Consider the following 17490-nt stretch of genomic DNA (forward strand, 5'->3'; position numbering starts at 1 on the left):
GGTGGGCGCGGGCCGGCCGGGCCACGGTCGGCGGCCGCGGAGACCGGCCCGGGCCCGGGCCGGCCTCAGGTCAGCGCGGGTCGGGGTGGCGCAGGAGCCGCAGCGCGTTGCCGACCACGAGCAGCGTGGAGCCCTCGTGGACCAGTACGGCGGGGCCGATGCCCAGGCCCAGCACGGTGGCCGGGACCAGGACGGCGACGATGCCCAGGCTCAGCCACAGGTTCTGCCGGATGACCCGGGAGGCGCGGCGGCTGAGGCCGGTGATGAAGGGCAGCCGGTCCAGGTCGTCCGACATCAGCGCGATGTCCGCCGTCTCCAGGGCGACCGCCGAGCCCGCCGCGCCCATCGCCACGCCCACGGTGGCGCCGGCCATCGCCGGGGCGTCGTTGACCCCGTCGCCGATCATCGCCGTACGGCCGGAGGCGCGCAGCCGGGCGACGGCCCCCGCCTTGTCCTCGGGCAGCAGGCCGCCGCGGGCCTCGTCGATGCCGACCTGGGCGGCCACCGAGTCCGCCACCCGCTGGTCGTCGCCGGAGAGCATCACCGTACGGGTCACCCCGAGGGCCCGCAGCCGGGCGACGGCCGCGGCGGCGCCGGGGCGCGGGGTGTCCATCAGGCCGAGCAGGCCCAGGTGCCGCTCCCCGTACCGGACGGCCATCGTGGTGCGCCCGGCCGCGGCGAGCTCCTCGGCGCGTGCCCGCATCGCCGGCGGGACCGGGGTGCCCGCCGCGTCGAAACCGGCGAGGCTGCCGATGTGCACCTCCGTGCCTCCGATCCGCCCGGCGACCCCGCGGCCGACGAGGGCCCGTACGTCCCGGGCCTCGGGCAGCGGCCCGTGCGGCCCGTCGCCGTCCAGGTGCTGCGGGGCGTCGCGGACCACGGCCTGGGCCAGCGGGTGGTCGCTGAGCCGCTGCACGGCCACGGCGGTGCGCAGCAGTTCGTCGCGGCAGGCGCCCTCCGCGGGCAGGATGTCGGTCAGCTTGGGGCGGCCCTCGGTGAGGGTGCCGGTCTTGTCGAAGGCGACGGTGTGCAGCCGGCCGAACTCCTCCAGCGGGGCGCCGCCCTTGACGAGCACGCCGCCGCGGGCGGCCCGGCCGACCGCGCTGAGCACGGCGGCGGGGGTCGCGATGGCCAGCACGCAGGGGCTGGCGGCCACGAGGACGGCCATGGCCCGGTAGAAGGTGTCGGTGAACGGCTCGCCGGTCAGCTGCCCGTACAGCAGCAGGGCCGCCACGAGGGCGAGCACGGACGGTACGAAGATCTTCTGGAAGCGGTCGGTGAAGCGCTGGGTGGGCGACTTGCGCTCCTCCGCCTCCTGGACCATACGGACCACCCGGCTGAGCGTGGTGTCCGCGGCGAGCCGGGTGACGACCAGCTCCAGCGAGCCCGCGCCGTTGACGGTGCCGGCGAACACCCGGCTCTCGGCGGCGACGGCCCCGGGCAGTGCGAGCGCGGCGGCCGGGTCGGCCACCGGCTCCTTGTCGGCGGGGACGCTCTCGCCGGTGATGGGGGACTGGTCCACGCTGCCGGTGCCGGCGGCGACGAACCCGTCCGCGGGGATGCGGGTGTGCGGCCGGACCGCGACCCGGTCGCCGACCGCCAGCTCGGTCACGGGGACCTCGGTGGCGGCGCCGGACCGCAGCCGCAGCGCGGTGCGCGGCGCGAGCGCGCCCAGGGCCTCGATGGAGCGCCGGGCCCGGCCCATCGCGTACCCCTCCAGGGCGTGGCCCAGGCTGAACAGCACGAGCAGGACCGCGCCCTCCTCCCAGCGCCCGATGGCGGCGGCGCCGGCCGCTGCGACCAGCATCAGGAAGTCGACCTGGAACCGGCCCCGGCGGATGCTGCCCAGTGCCTCGCGGAGGGTGAAGAAGCCGCCGAAGGCGTAGGCGGCGGCGTACAGCGCGGTGGACGTCGCCGCGGTGGGTGCGAAGAGGCCGCCGGTCCAGGTCGCGAGGGCGAGGAGGGCGGCGGCCGGTTCCGCCCGCTCGCCGAGGAAGCCGTGGCGGTGCGTGTCGGTACTCATGGAATCAATGTATCAGCACATTTAAATATGTGAAGATCTGAAGGTGTGTATATGGTGATCCCACGGCGTAGAGTGCGACCGTGGAACTGACACCCGGCACCGGCCCGCTCATCTCCGAGTCCGCCGCGGCGGCGGTCGCCGAAGTCATGCAGGGACTCGCCGCACCCGCCCGCATCCGCATCCTCGACCGGCTGCTGCGCACCCCCTGCTCCGTCGGCGAACTCGCCGACGACCTGGGGCTGGGCCAGCCCACCGTCTCCAACCACCTGCGGCTGCTGCGCCACCTCGGCCTCGCCGCCGGCCACCGCTCCGGACGCACCGTCGTCTACGCGCTGCGCGACGAGCACGTCGCCGAACTGCTCCGCCAGGTCCTCGCGCACGTACGGCACGACCTGACGGAGTGAGCGGGTGCGCGTACCCATCGTGACGGCCGGCTCAACTCCAGCCTCGCCGACGCCTAGGGGTGCAACCCCGAGCCCCGCCAACGCCCTGGGGCGTGAAATCCAGCCTCGCCGGCGTTTGAGGCGCGGGGTTTGGGCCCCAGGGCGCTGGCGAGGGCGGGTCAGGGGGTGTTGGGGGTGGTCAACTGGTGGAGGCGTAGGGCGAGTTGGAGTTCCAGGGTGCGGGCCGGCGTGTTCCAGTCCGGGCCGAGCAGGCTACGGACCCGCTCCAGCCGCTGCACGACCGTGTTCACGTGCACGTGCAGCACCGCCTTCGTCCGCGTCAGACTGCTCCCCTCGGCGAAGTACGTGCCCAGCGTGTGCACCAGGTCCGTACCGCGCTCCGCGTCGTAGTCGAGCACCGGCCCGAGCTCGCCCCGCACGTACGCCGACAGGTCCGACCGTTCGCCGATCAGCAGGCCGACGAACCCGAGGTCGGCCAGGGCCGCGCCCTGCCCGGTCCGCCCGAGCGCGTGCAGCGCCGACAGGCAGCGCCGGGCCTCGGCGTACGCGGCCGGCAGTTCGGCGGGCCCGGCCGCCGGGCCCGCCGAACCGACCGTCACCACCGCGTCCAGCAGCCCGCCCAGCTCCTCCGCGAGCGCCCGCGCCAGCGGGCCCGGCTCCTCGGCCGGCGCCAGGAACGCCACCTCCTCGCGGTACAGGCCCGCCAGCCCCCGCCGGGCCTGCGCGATCCGGGCCGCCGCGGTCAGCAGCCGCGGCCCGGGCACCCCCTGCGCCGACACCGTGAACACCGCGTGCCCGCGGGCCAGGTTGACGCCCAGCCGGCGGGCCCGCCGGGACAGCCCGGCCGGGTCGGCGGTGCCGGACAGCAGATCGTTCAGCAGCTCCCCGCGGATCCGGTCCTCGGCCTCCGCGACCGACCGCCCGAGCACCAGCAGCAGCGCGGTCACCACGCTCGCCCGCTCGAACAGCAGCCGGTCCGCGTCGCCGAGCGCGGCCCGCCGGGTGAGCGCGATGCTGCCCAGCGGCTCCGGGCCGGCCATCACGGCGCACAGCCAGCTGCCGCCGGCCCGCACCGCCCGCCCGCTCGCCCGGGACGCGGCCACGGCGGTCGCGGGCGGGGCCGCGGGCCCCACCCCGGCCCGGGCCAACTCCGTGCCGTCGCTGTCGTGGACGACGATCCCGCCGTCGAGCAGCCCCGCGAGGGCCACCGCCACATCGGTGACGTCGCCGCGCCGCAGCACCAGATCGGTGAGCTGGTCGTGGGCCCGCTCGGCCCGGCTCATCGCCTCGCTGTGCGCCCTGATCGTCCCTGAGGCAGCGTTGAGTTCGTCCAGGGCCGCCCGGGTCTCCTCCAGCAGCCGGGCGCCGTCGATCGCGATGGCCGCGTGGTCCGCGAGCGAGGACAGCAGCGCCACCTCGTCGGCGGTGAACCCGCGCGGCGCCCGGTCCGCCGCGTACAGCACCCCGATGATCCGCGCGCCCACCCGCAGCGGCACGCCGAGGATGGCCCGCAGCCCCTCCTCGGCGACCGCGCCGTCGATGGCGTCGGTGTGCCGGAAGCGGGTGTCCGCCTGGTAGTCGCCGGTGACGTACGGCCGCGCGGTCTGCGCGACCAGCCCGCCGAGCCCCTCGCCGAGCCCGAGCCGCACCTGTTGGAAGGCGGCCGCCACCGAACCGTCGGTGACCCGCATGTACGTGTCCCCGGCCGCCTCGTCGTTGAGCGAGAGGTACGTGACGTCCGTGCCGAGCAGCAGCTTCGCCCGGTGCACGATGGCCCGCAGCACCGCGTCCAGGTCCCGCAGCCCGGCCAGGTCGCTGGCCGTGTCGAACAGCGCGGTCAGCTCGGCCTCCCGGCGCCGGTGCTGGCCGATGGTCCGCCTGATCCGCAGGGCCACCTCGGTGGCGTCCGCCAGCGCGGCGAGCGCATCGGCGGGCAGGCCCGCCGTCCGCGCCTCGGCGGCCGGGCGCGCGAAGTCCTCGGCGGGCGCGCCCTCGGCCAGCAGGTCCAGCAGCCGGCGCAGCCCGGCCGCGGCCCCGTGCGCGTCACCGACCAGGTCCAGGTCCCCCGCCGTTCGGCCGACCGCGTCCCCCGTCGTACGGCCCGTCGCGTCACCCGGCGCGCCCACGGTCGCGCCCGTCGCGTCCCCCGTCGTGCGGACGGCCGTACGGCCCGTCGCGTGGCCGGTCGTGCCGTCGGCCGCACCGGCACGCGTACCGGCGTCCGTACCGGCGTGCTCATCGGGCTGCGTGTCGGCGGAGGCTGTCACGGTGGGGAGCATACGTTCCCGTCTCCCTGGGTCGGTGGGCGCAGCCCGCGCGTACGGCGCCGGAGCGGCCGTACGGCGGGCCGGAGTTCGGCGCGGGCCGACTCGTACGGCGGCCGCAGTGCGCCGCGGCCCGCCCGCAGTGCGCTGCGGCCCGCCCCGGGTGGGTCGCGGGCCGCCCGGGGTGCGGGCCGGGCGGTCCGGGGGTGGTCAGGCGCTGATCTGGTCCTGCGGCCGGCGTGCACCGCCGTCCGTGCCGGCGGCCGGGGTCTTCGCGGCCAGGCTGCGCCCGCGGGTCTCCTTGGCCACGGCCACCGTGACGACGGTGACCAGCGCGGCCGCGCACAGGTAGACGGAGACGGGCAGCGACGAGTCGTACTCCTTCAGGAGTTCCACGGCGACGATCGGGGCGAGCGCGCCGCCGACGATCGACGCGAGCTGGGAGCCCATCGACGCCCCCGAGTAGCGGACCTCGGTGTCGAACATCTCCGAGATGAAGGCGGCCTGCGGCCCGTACATCGCGCCGTGCAGGAACAGGCCCACCGTGACGGCCAGGGCGATCACCGGGAAGGAGCGGGTGTCCAGCAGGGCGAAGAAGGCGAAGGCCCAGCCGGCCATGCCCACCGCGCCGATCAGGGTGACGGGTCTGCGGCCGACGCGGTCGGAGAGGGCGCCCCACATCGGGATGGTGACGAAGTGCACCGCCGAGCCGATGAGCACCGCGTTCAGCGCGTCGCTCTTGGGCAGGTGCAGGTGGGCCGTCACGTACACGAGGAGGAACGCCGTGAGGATGTAGTACGAGATGTTCTCGCCGAGCCGGGTTCCGATGGCCGTCAGCACCTGGCGCCAGCTGGTGCGGAAGACCTCGACCACCGGCGGCTTGGCCTCGGCACCCGTGGCGGCGCGCTCCGCGGCCTTCTCCTGCGCGGCGAGGAACACCGGCGATTCGGAGACGGAGATCCGTATCCACAGGCCGATCACGACGAGGACACCGGAGAGCAGGAACGGGATCCGCCAGCCCCAGGCCAGGAAGGTCGCGTCGGACTGGACGGCGGCCAGGATCGCCAGCACACCGGTCGCGAGGAGGTTCCCGCCGGGCGCCCCGGCCTGCGGCCACGAGGCCCAGAAGCCCCGCCTGCGGTCGTCGCCGTGCTCGGAGACCAGCAGTACGGCCCCGCCCCACTCGCCGCCGAGCGCGAAGCCCTGCACCAGCCGCAGCACCGTCAGCAGCACGGGAGCGGCCGCCCCGACGGTCGCGTGGGTGGGCAGCAGCCCCATGGCGAAGGTCGCCCCGCCCATCAGCAGCAGGCTGAGGACCAGCAGCTTCTTGCGGCCGATCCGGTCGCCGAAGTGCCCGAACACCACCCCGCCCAGGGGGCGGGCGGCGAACCCGACGGCGTAGGTGAGGAAGCTCAGGAGCGTGCCGGTGAGCGGGTCGCTGGCCGGAAAGAACAGCTTGTTGAAGACGAGTGCGGCCGCCGAGCCGTACAGGAAGAAGTCGTACCACTCCACGGTGGTGCCGATCAGGCTGGCGGCGACGACGCGCTTGAGGTTGGCTGCGGCGGGCGGAGCGGTTGCGGGGGCGGCCATGGGTACCACTTCCGGATGGGTGCGGGGACGGGTTGGTGTCGCCACAACGTAGGAGTCGCCGGGTCGACGGCCTATGTGCCCGACACCCACAATCAGCCGCCCCTCTGTGTGACCCGCCGCCATGGCGGCGGTGCGCGGTGCCGCGCACCCCGGGCCCGCGCGGGGCCGCTCGAATCCCGCTCGAGCCCGGCCGTCACCGCGCGCCGGCGCTGGTAGCGTTCGGTTGCTCCTGCCCAGTTGAAATCGCTACTGTTCGCAATTCAATTGGGTGATCGGCTGCCGGCAGGCACAAACCTGGGGAACGGACATGAGCGAGGGGTACGGCGCGGATCCCGCCCGGACGGCCCGGGACATCGCCTCCCTGCTGGAGCGTGCCGGGCTCGAACGCGCGGACGTGCTCCGCGTGGAGGGCGAGGGGGGCCTCTCGTACGCCTCGGGACTGCCCGTGGAAGACGTGCGCGCGCTGCTGAGCGGCGAGCCCCTTCCGCAGGGCGACGGCGACCCGGTGGATCCGGTGGAGGAACGTCACCGCAGGGTGGTCGCCCGGATCGTCTTCCTGCGCTCGACCCGGCTGCACACGTCCCCCGACGGCCTGCGGCGTACGTACTCGCTGGCGGAAGTCGCGGCGGGCGCGGGCACGAGCACCCAGTGGCTCGACCGGATGATCAGGACGGGCAAGGCCCCGAACCTCGATCACGCGGCCGGGATCGCCGGCTTCTTCGGGGAGAGCATCGAATTCCTCGTCGCCGCGCCGGCCCAGGCGCTGGACCGGGTGCTCCAGCTGATCCGCAAGGACCTCCTGGAGCGGATCGTCGCCCGCCAGGAACAGGACATCCAGCGCCTGAAGAAGGCCGATTCCGCCGGCTTCGGCCGCCCCGGCTCCCCGCTCGGCGTCGTCGACTACGCCGCACGAGCGCTCGCCGACGTGCCGGACGACACCGCGCAGCCCCTCATCGCCCTCATCGAATCGGTCGCCAGGCGCGCGCGCGAGGAACGCGACCGCGAGCTGCGAACGAGCGCGGACGGCTAGCCCGCCGGGCCCGCCGCCCGCCGTCCGCAGCGCCCCGGACCGGGACCCGCGACGGCCCGACGACGCGGCACCGACAGCCCGACAGCCCACCCATATGTCCGATGAAAGTGCCTCTGGCCAGCGGTGATACGGGTCGGGACGGGTTTGCCTGCATCCTGCGCAATGGCTACTGTCACCGACGCGGGAGTGGACGTACGGGCCTCGGTCCGCGGGAGCGTGTGCCCGTGACCGGGCCGCTCCGGAGCCTGGGTCCCGGTACGCCGGCACCGCCGTGGTATGAACTGATCGAGTGCCGCGCAGCGTTCGCATGCTTCAAGAACGGTGTCCGGCAAGGGACGCGTCCGGGTGGGGAAGACATGTGGGACACGGTGGGTGTTTCGCGCGCAATGAAACGCCATCGGGACGAACTGTTCGCGAGGGTGCCCCGCCCGGCCGGGCAGGATCCGCACGACCTGTTCCGGGCGATATGCGCCTATCTGACGGAGAGCAGCGGCCGCGAGATCCGGTTCATGATGGAGACGTTCCCCGCCCGCACGTTCAGCGGGCTCTGGCTGGACATGGGCGACTACGAAGTGGTCGTGGTGGAGAAGAACACCCTTCCCATGCACCAGCTGGTGATACTGGGTCACGAACTGTGGCACCGCCAGGAGCGCCGGACCGGTCGGGCCGACGGCGCGGCCGACGCCTTCGACGGGCTCGGGAACCGGTGGACGGGTGGTGACCCGGTCACCCACGCCGCGGCGCGCACCGACTACGGGCTGGCCGAGGAACGGCGCGCCGAGCGGTTCGGCCGGCTCCTCGCCGCGAAGTTCCGTCCCGTCCTGCTCGGCGAGCGCGGCACCGAACCCCCCGACGATCTGACCGGCCGCATCTGGGCATCGCTGGGCGGCTGATGATGCACGAGGGCGCCGACTACTACCTTCCCGCCGCGGTACTGGGCACCGCTCTGCTGGCGAAGCTGCCCGGGCTCGTACGGGGTTGGCGCAGCCCGACGGTCCGGACCGTGAACCTGCTGCTGTTCCTGCCCTGCGTGGCCTTCGTCTTCTCCTCGGCGCCGACCGTCACCGCCGTCAACCGGCTCACCGGCATCAGCAACCTCTCGGCCCTCCTCGTCCACTGCATCATGACCGCCTATTCGTGCGCGTCACTGGTGCTGCTGGACTACTGGAGGGGCGGATCGGGGGAGGACGCCCGTACGGGCCGGCGCGTGCGGGTGTGGAAGATCGGCTGCTGCGCCGTGATCGTGGCACTGGCGGGGCTCTTCGCCCTCGGCGACGTCCCGGTGGAGCGTCCGCGGGACTTCGACACGTACTACGCCGCCACCCCGTTCATCTGCGAGATGCTCGTGCTCTACCTGCTCGCGTACGTCGCCGCGGGCGTGGCGACGACCGTCGTGTGCTGGAACTGGCTGCTCGACATCGACCGCAGGACGGCGCCCGGGCCGAAGACGGCCGTCGACCGGTCCCTGCGGGTCGGTCTCCTCGTCCTGGTGACCGCGGCCCTGGTCAACACCATCTTCGGCTCGTTCAAACTGACCGCGATCGCCGCCCGCTGGGCGGGCCGGGACTGGGACGTGCTGAACGACAGCCTGGCGCCCTTCATGTCGCTCAGCGGGATGATGATCGGCGTCGGGCTCCTGGTACCGGCGTACGGCCCCGGTCTGATCGACCGGGTGTGGAACCCGGTGCTCGGCATCACCGCCCTGCGGCCCCTGTGGCGGCTGGTCGGCCGGACCGAGCCCACCCCCACGACCGCGGTGTTCCTTCCGCCGCCCTGGTACGCCGGGGCCGAGCAGGTCCTGCTGTTCCGGATGACCGCCATCCACGACTGGATGCGCGAACTGTGCCCCTACTGCACGGACGAGGTGCGGGAACCGGCCTACCGGAGGGCGAGGGCGAGCGGCGCCCCGGAGCGCGAGGCCGTGGCCGCCGGCCTCGCCGCCATGTTCGAGGCGGCGGCCGAGGCCCGCGCGCGCAACGCGCCGCCCGACACCGGGCAGAGCGAGCTCGCGGTGGCCGCCCTGCGCGCGGCGGAGGCGGCGGACCGGGACCTGCTGGTGACCATCTCCCGCGCCCTGGCGGCGACATCCGGTCCTGACGGCGGGCGTCGGCGCGGGCCGTACCGGCGCGGACGCGCACGCGGCACCGACGAGAGCACCCCGGTTCCGACGGCTCCGACGCCCTGAAGGGCCGGCGGCATCGCTGCCGCCGGCCCCCGAAGGTGTTTCAGTCGGCTACCGGCTCAGTGCCCCGAGCTCAGCCAGCTCACGATCGGCGAGATGGTCTCGTGGACCACCTCGGAGACCTCCTTGATGACGTGCGGCGCCCGCTTCGCGATCTCCTTGCCGGCGGCGCTGATGGCCTTCGACTGCCCGAGGGTCACCACGCTCAGGGCCGCGATTCCGGCCTGCTTCTTGAACTCCTTGCTCGTCCATCCGTAGCCGAATCCGTAGAAGACCGCGCTGGTCACGTCGAGGACAGCGGCACCGACGCCCATCCCGAAGCCCACGGCCATGATGACCGCACCGGCAGGCGGGAACCAGATGCCGACGCCGATGCCCACGAGGCCGACTCCGGCACCCGCGAACCCGGCGATCATGCCGGTCGTGTGGAAGTAGTCGGCCAGCCACTTCGCGCTGCCCGGAGCAGGGGGCTCCTCGACGGGATAGTCGGCCACCAGGCACGGGTTGAGTCCGGCCTGCTTGGCGGTCTGCGCGTCCTGAGCGGCCTTCGTGGCCGCGGCCGTGACCTCGGCCGTGTGCATCGCCTCGGCGATCCGGTGAGCGTCGCGCTGGGCGATGTCCGCCTCTTCCGCGCTCTTGCCCGCCCGGAGCTCGGCGGCGCGGGCGTCAGCGGCATACCCCTGGGCCGCGTTGGCGGAGGCAACCGCTTCGCGTGCGGACGCGATGGCCTGGGAAGCGGAGTACTGCGCCGACTTCTCGGCGAAGCGAGCGTTCTCGGCGGCCTTCTTCGCCTTGTCCGCCGAGGCCTGAGCGTTCGCGGCAGACTGCTCGGCGTTGTTCGCCAGGGTGTTCGCCTGCTGTGCCGAGGTGGCGGCCTTGGCGGCCGACGCGTTCGCCTTGTCCGCCCACACCAGCGCTTCGGCAGCGGCATTGCGGGCCTTGGCCGCCGCTTCCTGGGCGCGTGCGGCGTCCTCCTGCGCCTTGTGCGCGATCTTCGTGGCCGCGGCGATCGCACCCTGCATGGCGGCGATGTGGGTCGCGGAGTCGTGGTCGAGCTGCGCTGCCTTGTGCTGGACCGAGGCGACGAAGTTGCGGCGCATCCACGACGGGCCCTCGAGCGCGGCCTGGGCGTGGGCCTTCGTGTACGGGCCTCCGCTGGCGAGAAGGGCCGCGGTGGCCACCGCGTCGTCCTCCCGCAGTGCGTTCTCGAACGTGACGGTGAGGAACTCGTACAGCGCCTGGGCGGTACCGACGTTCAGTGCGTCGTTCGCCGCCTTCTTCACCGCATTGCCGGGGTTCTCGGCCAGGACGCGGGCGACCGCGACGCGGTTGTCCATCTGGGCGGCCTGGACCGCGCCGGTGGTGAGGAACTTCGAGGGGGCGTCCGGATCGGTGCTCTTCAACGCCGCGGCCGCTGCGAAGGCGACGTCCGGTGAGGTGATCCGCGCGATGTACAGGACGGTTTCCCGGTCGTCCTGACGCTGCGCGATCTGCCGGTCGGTGTCGATCCAGGCATGGATGTCCGAGTCCTTGCCGGCCAAGGCGTACCGCGCGGCCTCCTGGGACCAGGATCCCTTGGACTCCATCAGGGCGAGCGCCGCCTTGCGCCCGAAGGCGGTGGCCTTCGCGCTGTCCCCCGCCCGGAGCGCCGACTCGGCCTGGGAGATCAGGTCCTTCGTGGCCTGGGAGGTCTGATCGTCCTGGGTGCGCTTGCGTTCGGTCGCCGCGCGTTCCTTGGTCTCGAGCTGCGCGATCAGACGCATCTCTTCCACCGCACGCTGCGTGTCCTGGTCCAGGCGCTGCCATTCGGCCTCGCGCGCGCTCTTCTCGACCGCGACCGCCTGGACGACCGCTTCGACGGCCGCGTTCGCAGCCGCGGTGGCCTCGTTGGCGAACTCCGTGGACTTGTTGGCGTATTCCACCGCCTGTCCCGCGTACTTGACGGCCCACTCGGCCGCGGCCGCGGCCTTGTCCGCGTGGTTGGCCGCGCTGTTCGCGGCGTCCCGTGCGGTGCGTGCGGCCACCGCGGACGCGTTCGCCAGAGCCTGCGCCGTCCCGGCGGCGTTGGTTGCGATCTGTGCGTTCGCACTGGCGATCTGGGCCTGGCGCTTGGCTTCCGCGGCCTCCGCCTGGGCCACACCGGACGCAGCGGCAGCGTCTGCCGAGTAGCCCGCGGCCGCGGCGGCGTTGCGCGCCGCGGAGGCGGCGGCGCTTCCGGCGCCGGCAGCCTTCACCGACGCCACGGCGGCGGCGTCGGCGGCCAATGCCGAGGTACGAGCCTTGGACGCGGCGTTACGGGCGGCCACGGCGGCGTTCTTGGCGAACTCCGCCTGGTTGGCGTCCTTGGAAGCCGCGATGGCAGCGCCGTACGCCGCTGCGGCGGCGTTGCCGGCCATGGCCGCAGCCTGGCTCGCCCCCGCGGCGGCGTACGCGGCGCGGCGGGACGCCTGAATGGCGGCATGCGATGCGTTGGTGGCCACCCGCGCCGCGTCGGCCGCTCCCTTCGCGGCCTCTCCGGCCTTGCGGGCGGCCCTGCCGGCCTTCGCCACGTCGTTCTGTGCCTGCTGGGCCTCGGCGGCGGCCTTCTCCGCGGCCTCCTTGGCCTTGGAAGCTGCTTCCACGGCGCGGGCGGAGGCCTCTTCGGCCTGCTTCGTCTTCGCGTCGGCCTTCTTGCCCTCGCGCTCGACGACGGCGACGAGTTCCTCGATCTTCGCGCGCTCCTGATCGCGGGCGCGGGCGATGTGCTGGCCCGTGTCGAGGAACCACGTGACGTCGGATTCCGTGCCGGACAGGGCTCGGTTGGCGTACTTCTGCACCTCCGGGCCCGCCAGCATCGTCAGCTTGGAGGCCTCGAAGCGCATGTCCTCGAGCCGGGCGGTGTGCTGGCCTTCGAGGAGGAACTTCTCCAGCGCGGGCTGGGTGCCGTCGGTCAGGGCGGTGTTGCCGGCGCGGATCACCGACTTGCCGCCGGTGGCGATCACCGTGGCGGTGGCCACGCGGAGGTCTTCCACGATGGCGGGCTTGAAGCCGCCCGCGAGGTACGCGGCGATGGCCGAGTCTCCACCGTTGATCGCGGCGGTGGCCTCGCGGCGGGTTCCCTTGCCGGCCTCCGAGAGGCTGCTCAGGAGCGCGGCGCGGTTGTCCTCCGCCGTTTCGGCGGCGAGCCGGACGTTCAGGAAGTTCTGGACGTCGGCGTCGGAACCGGTCAGCGCGATCGCGGCGGCGGCACGAACGGCCTTGCCGCCCAGGATCCACTCCCTGACGACCTTCGCCCGGTCGGTGTCCGGCAGGCGGAACGGGTCACCGTCGTCGCCGACCGGCGGAGTGTCCGCCCATGCTGCCGTCGGGTTGAGAACGAGGCTGGAGGTGGTGACGACGGCCGTGGTGGCCGCGAGGGCGCCGAGAATGCGCCGCCTACTCCAATAAATGGTGTCCAAAACGGTCCTTCGCTATCGGCGCATGGCGCGCCACAAATAGATGTGGCGAGGCCAGGGCGGCAAGGTGTGAGTCGCGTTTCAATCGCCGGACCATGGAACGCATTGCGAGGTCCGAGAGGCGCGCAGCATGACCCTACGCGGAACACGCCACTTTGGCTAGACGGTAGATGATGGCGAATCAACGGTCGTTTATGAGACGCGGGCTGACGGGGCCTCATGAAGGCGGCGGGCGGCCCCCCAAATCGGGCACAAGCTCCCTGAGTGACGCATATTCCCTGGTCAGGCGCCGAGTGGTGATGTGAGTCAGATCACTCAACCCTGGTGCCCGGCCGAACCGTTCGTTGTGGATCGGGGCCGTGGGACACCTGGTGGACGGCCTGTTCCGGCGCTTGCCGTCAATGCGAAAAAGCTGACCGAGGGCCTCTCGCTTTCATTTTTCCGACTTGATTTCCGCTCCGGGTGTGGGTCTAAGATCCCGGAGGAAGTTGGGGGCTTCCAAGGAGAGAACACCCGTCCTTTGACGTGTCTCTCGCTTGGTTGGGCTTGAGCCTTCGCATCCGTATGGAGCTTTCCGGTCAGTGAACCGGAACTGAAGACTGGGGTAGGGATGAAGGCACGGAAGAATGTCGTCCGTACGGTGGCCGCGGCCACGGCCGCCGGCGCGCTGGCGTGGCTGGCGATCGCCGGGGCGGGTGGCGCCACCGGGGGCGGCGCTGCGGACGTCACCGCGATGAAGGGCATCGCCGAGGAGGGTCCCGGGTACGCGATCGAGGACTTCGGCTACCCGAACGCGGACAAGATCCTCGCCGAGCAGAACATCACCCTCAAGCGCGGTGACGGCCACATCCTCCTCGCCGACTGCGCGAGCGCGACGAACCTCCTGGAGGTCTGGTCCCGCGCCAAGGAGAAGATCTGCTTCAAGGTCACCGGCACCACCGGCTACCTGACCCTGGAGATCCCCTCGGTCTTCGCCGTCAAGGGCAACGACTACGCCGCCCAGGTCGACATGAAGGTCGGCGCGGAAGAGAAGACGTGGGACGTCAACAAGAACTCCTGGACCGCGGTCGGCGAGAGCGCCGACGAGCAGGGCCGCGAGTTCATGCTCATGGAGATCCGCACCTCCAAGTAGCACCCGCACGGCGCCCAAGCGGCCGCCGTACGGCACCCGTTCACTTCCCCGCGCACCCGTTCACCGAAGGAAGAACCATGCTCGCACCCCGTCTGCGCCCGGCGCGGATGACCGTCCTGCTCTCCGCCACCGCGGTCGCCGCCGGCCTGATCTCCGCCGCCCCCGCCTTCGCCCTCACCGGCCCCGAAGCCCCGGACCTGTTCACGAACAAGGCCGTCGTGCAGCTGACCGTGGGCGACGAGACCAACTCCCGCGGCTGCACGGCCGCCCTGCTCGACGACAACTGGATCATCACGGCCGCCAGTTGCTTCGCCGCCACCCCCGGCACCTCGGTCCCGGCCGGCAAGCCGGCGCTGAAGTCCGTCGCCACGCTGGCCGACGGCAAGGCCGTCGAGGTCGTCGACCTCGTGCCCCGCACCGACCGCGACCTCGTCCTGGGCCGCCTGGCCAGCCCGGCCGTCGGTCTGCCGTGGGCCCGGATCGCCCAGGACGCTCCCGCGACCGGCCTCGACCTCACCGCGGCCGGGTTCGGACGTACGAAGACCGAGTGGGTGCCGGGCAAGCTCCACACCGGCACCTTCACGCTCAACGCGTCCGACACCAGCACCCTCACCATCACCGGCAAGGGCGCCGACGCCATCTGCAAGGGCGACACCGGCGGCCCGCTCTTCAACGCGGCCGGTCAGCTCGTCGGCATCAACAGCCGCTCCTGGCAGGGTGGTTGCTTCGCCGCCCCCGCCACGGAGACCCGCACCGGCGCCATCTCCGCGCGCGCCGACAACCTGCGGGTGTGGGCCGCCGAGGTGCGCTCGACGACCCTCGGCTGGAAGACCGAGGCCGTCGTCCAGGCGGGCAACTCCCTCTACCAGGGCATCCGCCTGGCCGACAATTCCTGGACCGGCTTCACCGACGTCCAGTCCAAGGCCGGGAACATCGGCGGCATCCGCACGGCCACCGTCGCCGGGATCAACGGCGACACCCACGTGGTGGCGCTCGGCACCAACGGCCGCATCTACCACACCATCCGCAAGCTGGACGGCACCTGGGGCGCCTTCGGTGACGTCTTCGGCGAGGCCGGCGTGCTCACCAACGTCACCCAGCTGTCGGCCGTCTCCACCGGCAGCGAGATGCAGCTGGTCGCGGTCGCCAACGGCAAGGTCTTCCACACCGTCCGCACGGCGGCCGGCAACTGGGCCCCCTTCGGTGACGTCGCCGCCGTGAGCAGCCCCATGAGCGGCGTGACCTCCATCGCCACCGCCAACACCGGCGGCAAGCTCCAGGTCATCGCCGTCACCGGCGGCAAGGCCTTCCACACGCTGCGCACCACCGCCGGTCACTGGACCGTCTGGGGCGACGTCGCCGGTGCCATCGGCGCCACCGGCCCGATCACGTCCGTGGCCATGGCCGGCCAGGGCACCGTCGCCCACGTCGTCTTCGCCACCGACAACGGCACCCGCCAGTACCACGTCGCCCGCCAGGACACGGGCGTCTGGACCCCGCTCACGGAGCTGACCGCGCACCTCGGCAACATCACCACCAAGTCGGTGGGCGCGTCCACCAAGGAGCACGACCCGCACTTCGCCTTCACCACCAGCGACAACCGCGTCGTGGAGACCTCCCGGAACACCGCCGGACGCATCTTCACCACCCCGGTCACCGTGCCCACGATCCAGGGCATCGCGGCCACCCCGCTCGGCAGCATCGCCCTCGCCGGCACGCTCTGATCCCGAGCCGCTCGCCGCGCCCGCCCATCCGTCCCCGTCCCGGGGCGGGTGGGCGGGCTCCGTCATGCCGGACGTTCGGCGGCCCGCCGCCCGGGCGGGCTCAGGTCACGGCCGAGGCCGGGAGTTCCGGAGGCACGGGCGGGGCGCGCCGGCGGTGGGGAGGGTGAGGACCGTGCCCAGTCCGCCGCCGGGGGTGGCCCGACGGTCAGGGTTCGAAGCGGTAGCCCATGCCCGGCTCGGTGATCAGGTACCGCGGGTGCGAAGGGTCCGCTTCGAGCTTGCGCCGCAGCTGCGCCATGTACACCCGGAGGTAGTTGGTGTGCTCCGCGGAGGTGGGACCCCACACCTCCAGCAGCAGCTTGCGCTGGGAGACGAGGTGGCCGGGGCGGGCGATGAGCAGCTCCAGCAGGTGCCACTCGGTGGGTGTCAGGCGGACGGCGCGGTCGCCCCGCACCACCTTCCGGGCGGCCACGTCGACGGTGAAGTCGCCGGTGGTCACCCGGGAGGTCCCGGCGGCGGAGGCCGGTTCCCCGTGCCGCCGGGTGGCCGCGCGCAGGCGGGCCAGCAGCTCGTCCATGCTGAACGGCTTCGTCACGTAGTCGTCGGCGCCGGCGTCCAGCGCCCGGATCTTCTCCTCGGAGGTGTGCCGGGCGGACAGCACCAGGATCGGCACCCTGCTCCACCCGCGCACACCCCTGATCACGTCGACGCCGTCCATGTCCGGCAGGCCGAGGTCCAGCAGGATGACGTCCGGCTTCCGGTCGGCGGCGAGCCGGAGCGCCGCCGCGCCGCCGTCGGCCTCGTCGACCTCGAACTTCCGCGCCTGAAGGTTGATCTTCAGGGCGCGCACCAGCTGCGGATCGTCCTCCACCACCAGCACCCGGGTCATGGGGGTACAGCCTTTCCTTCGTCGCGGGCGGTCGGGGGAACCGGTGAGCGCGCGACCTCCGCGTCCCACCGGTTCCCGGTCCCTGGGTACGGGGCGGTCAGCTCGTGGTCAGGGCTTTGAGGGCGGTGTTGAGTTCGAGGACGTTGACGCGGGGCTCGCCCATGAAGCCGAGGGTGCGGCCGGTGGTGTGGTCGGAGACGAGCCTTTCGACCTGCTTGACGTCGAGTTTGTTGCGCTCGGCGACCCGGTGGACCTGGAGCTCGGCGTACGCGGGGGAGATGTCCGGGTCGAGGCCGGAGCCGGAGGAGGTGACGGCGTCGGCCGGCACGTCCTCCGCCTTGACCTGGTACGAGGCCGTGGAGTTGTCCGCGATGACGGCTTCCTTGGCGGCGAGGACCTGGGCGCAGAGGGTGCCTTCTGCCGCGTCCTTCGTGCACGTGCCGTCGATCGCGCCGTTGTCGGCGGACCGGTTGGTGGCGCCGGACAGGATCAGCGAGTACCGGGTGTTGACGCTGTTGCTGCCGAGGCCGTTGGAGGGGCGCGGCTGGAACCACTTGAGGTCCGGCTCGGCCGCCTCCTCCGCGTCGTTCGGGTCGTGCTTCGGCAGGTTGTAGCTCTGGCCGATGAGGGCGGAGCCGACGACCCGGCCGCTGTGGTCCTTGATCTCGGAGCCGTCGGCCTTGTCGTTGAAGAGGGCCTGGGCGATCCCGGTGACGGCGAGCGGGTAGAGGACCCCGCAGATCACGGTCAGGACGAGGAGGGCTCGGAGGCCCGCACCGATCAGGCGCGCGGTGTTGCCTACAGAGTTGTTCATGGTC

At 72.8% G+C, this 17490-nt stretch carries 12 protein-coding genes; 6 read left to right on the forward strand and 6 right to left on the reverse strand.

Annotation, left to right across the window (positions count from 1 at the left end; translation table 11 throughout):
* Positions 1-70: 70 nt before the first annotated feature.
* Entirely contained in the window at positions 71-2023 is a 1953-nt protein-coding gene (locus OG764_RS32455; RefSeq protein WP_328971895.1) for a heavy metal translocating P-type ATPase, read from the reverse strand.
* Positions 2024-2103: 80 nt separating this feature from the next.
* Between OG764_RS32455 and OG764_RS32460 the strand changes: the two genes are divergently transcribed.
* Positions 2104-2427, forward strand: a complete 324-nt coding sequence (locus tag OG764_RS32460; protein ID WP_328971896.1) for an ArsR/SmtB family transcription factor — start codon at positions 2104-2106, stop codon at positions 2425-2427.
* A gap of 158 nt (positions 2428-2585) precedes the next feature.
* Here OG764_RS32460 and OG764_RS32465 read toward each other — a convergent pair whose 3' ends face one another.
* Positions 2586-4487 (reverse strand): helix-turn-helix domain-containing protein, encoded by a 1902-nt coding sequence (locus OG764_RS32465; protein ID WP_328973246.1) that lies wholly within the window; start codon positions 4485-4487, stop codon positions 2586-2588.
* A gap of 414 nt (positions 4488-4901) precedes the next feature.
* Complete coding sequence (locus OG764_RS32470; RefSeq protein ID WP_328971897.1) at positions 4902-6281, reverse strand: MFS transporter; 1380 nt, start codon at positions 6279-6281, stop codon at positions 4902-4904.
* Between the two features lie 307 nt (positions 6282-6588).
* Between OG764_RS32470 and OG764_RS32475 the strand changes: the two genes are divergently transcribed.
* The 3 genes from OG764_RS32475 to OG764_RS32485 all read left to right on the forward strand — a co-directional run bounded on the left by OG764_RS32475 (position 6589) and on the right by OG764_RS32485 (position 9496).
* Positions 6589-7311 carry a hypothetical protein gene (locus tag OG764_RS32475; protein ID WP_328971898.1) on the forward strand — a complete coding sequence of 241 codons (723 nt, stop codon included), beginning with the start codon at positions 6589-6591 and terminating at the stop codon, positions 7309-7311.
* 386 nt (positions 7312-7697) lie between these two features.
* Complete coding sequence (locus OG764_RS32480; protein ID WP_328971899.1) at positions 7698-8204, forward strand: toxin-antitoxin system, toxin component; 507 nt, start codon at positions 7698-7700, stop codon at positions 8202-8204.
* Entirely contained in the window at positions 8204-9496 is a 1293-nt protein-coding gene (locus OG764_RS32485; protein ID WP_328971900.1) for a DUF6545 domain-containing protein, read from the forward strand. Before OG764_RS32480 ends, OG764_RS32485 begins: the two co-directional genes overlap by 1 nt.
* 56 nt (positions 9497-9552) lie before the next feature.
* Here the strand turns inward: OG764_RS32485 and OG764_RS32490 are convergent, their stop codons facing one another.
* Positions 9553-12930, reverse strand: a complete 3378-nt coding sequence (locus tag OG764_RS32490; protein ID WP_328971901.1) for an ALF repeat-containing protein — start codon at positions 12928-12930, stop codon at positions 9553-9555.
* 607 nt (positions 12931-13537) lie between these two features.
* Here OG764_RS32490 and OG764_RS32495 point away from each other — a divergent pair.
* Positions 13538-14059 carry a hypothetical protein gene (locus tag OG764_RS32495; RefSeq protein ID WP_328971902.1) on the forward strand — a complete coding sequence of 174 codons (522 nt, stop codon included), beginning with the start codon at positions 13538-13540 and terminating at the stop codon, positions 14057-14059.
* 77 nt (positions 14060-14136) lie between these two features.
* Positions 14137-15783: a trypsin-like serine protease gene (locus OG764_RS32500; RefSeq protein WP_328971903.1), complete on the forward strand. Its 1647-nt coding sequence runs from the start codon at positions 14137-14139 to the stop codon at positions 15781-15783.
* 205 nt (positions 15784-15988) lie between these two features.
* Here OG764_RS32500 and OG764_RS32505 read toward each other — a convergent pair whose 3' ends face one another.
* Positions 15989-16672 carry a response regulator gene (locus tag OG764_RS32505; protein WP_328971904.1) on the reverse strand — a complete coding sequence of 228 codons (684 nt, stop codon included), beginning with the start codon at positions 16670-16672 and terminating at the stop codon, positions 15989-15991.
* A 97-nt stretch (positions 16673-16769) separates the two neighbouring features.
* A complete protein-coding gene (locus OG764_RS32510) occupies positions 16770-17486 on the reverse strand; it encodes a potassium-transporting ATPase subunit C (protein WP_328971905.1) in 717 nt (238 codons plus the stop codon).
* Positions 17487-17490 lie beyond the last annotated feature (4 nt).

This window comes from Streptomyces sp. NBC_00239 (assembly GCF_036194065.1).
Lineage (GTDB): Bacteria > Actinomycetota > Actinomycetes > Streptomycetales > Streptomycetaceae > Streptomyces.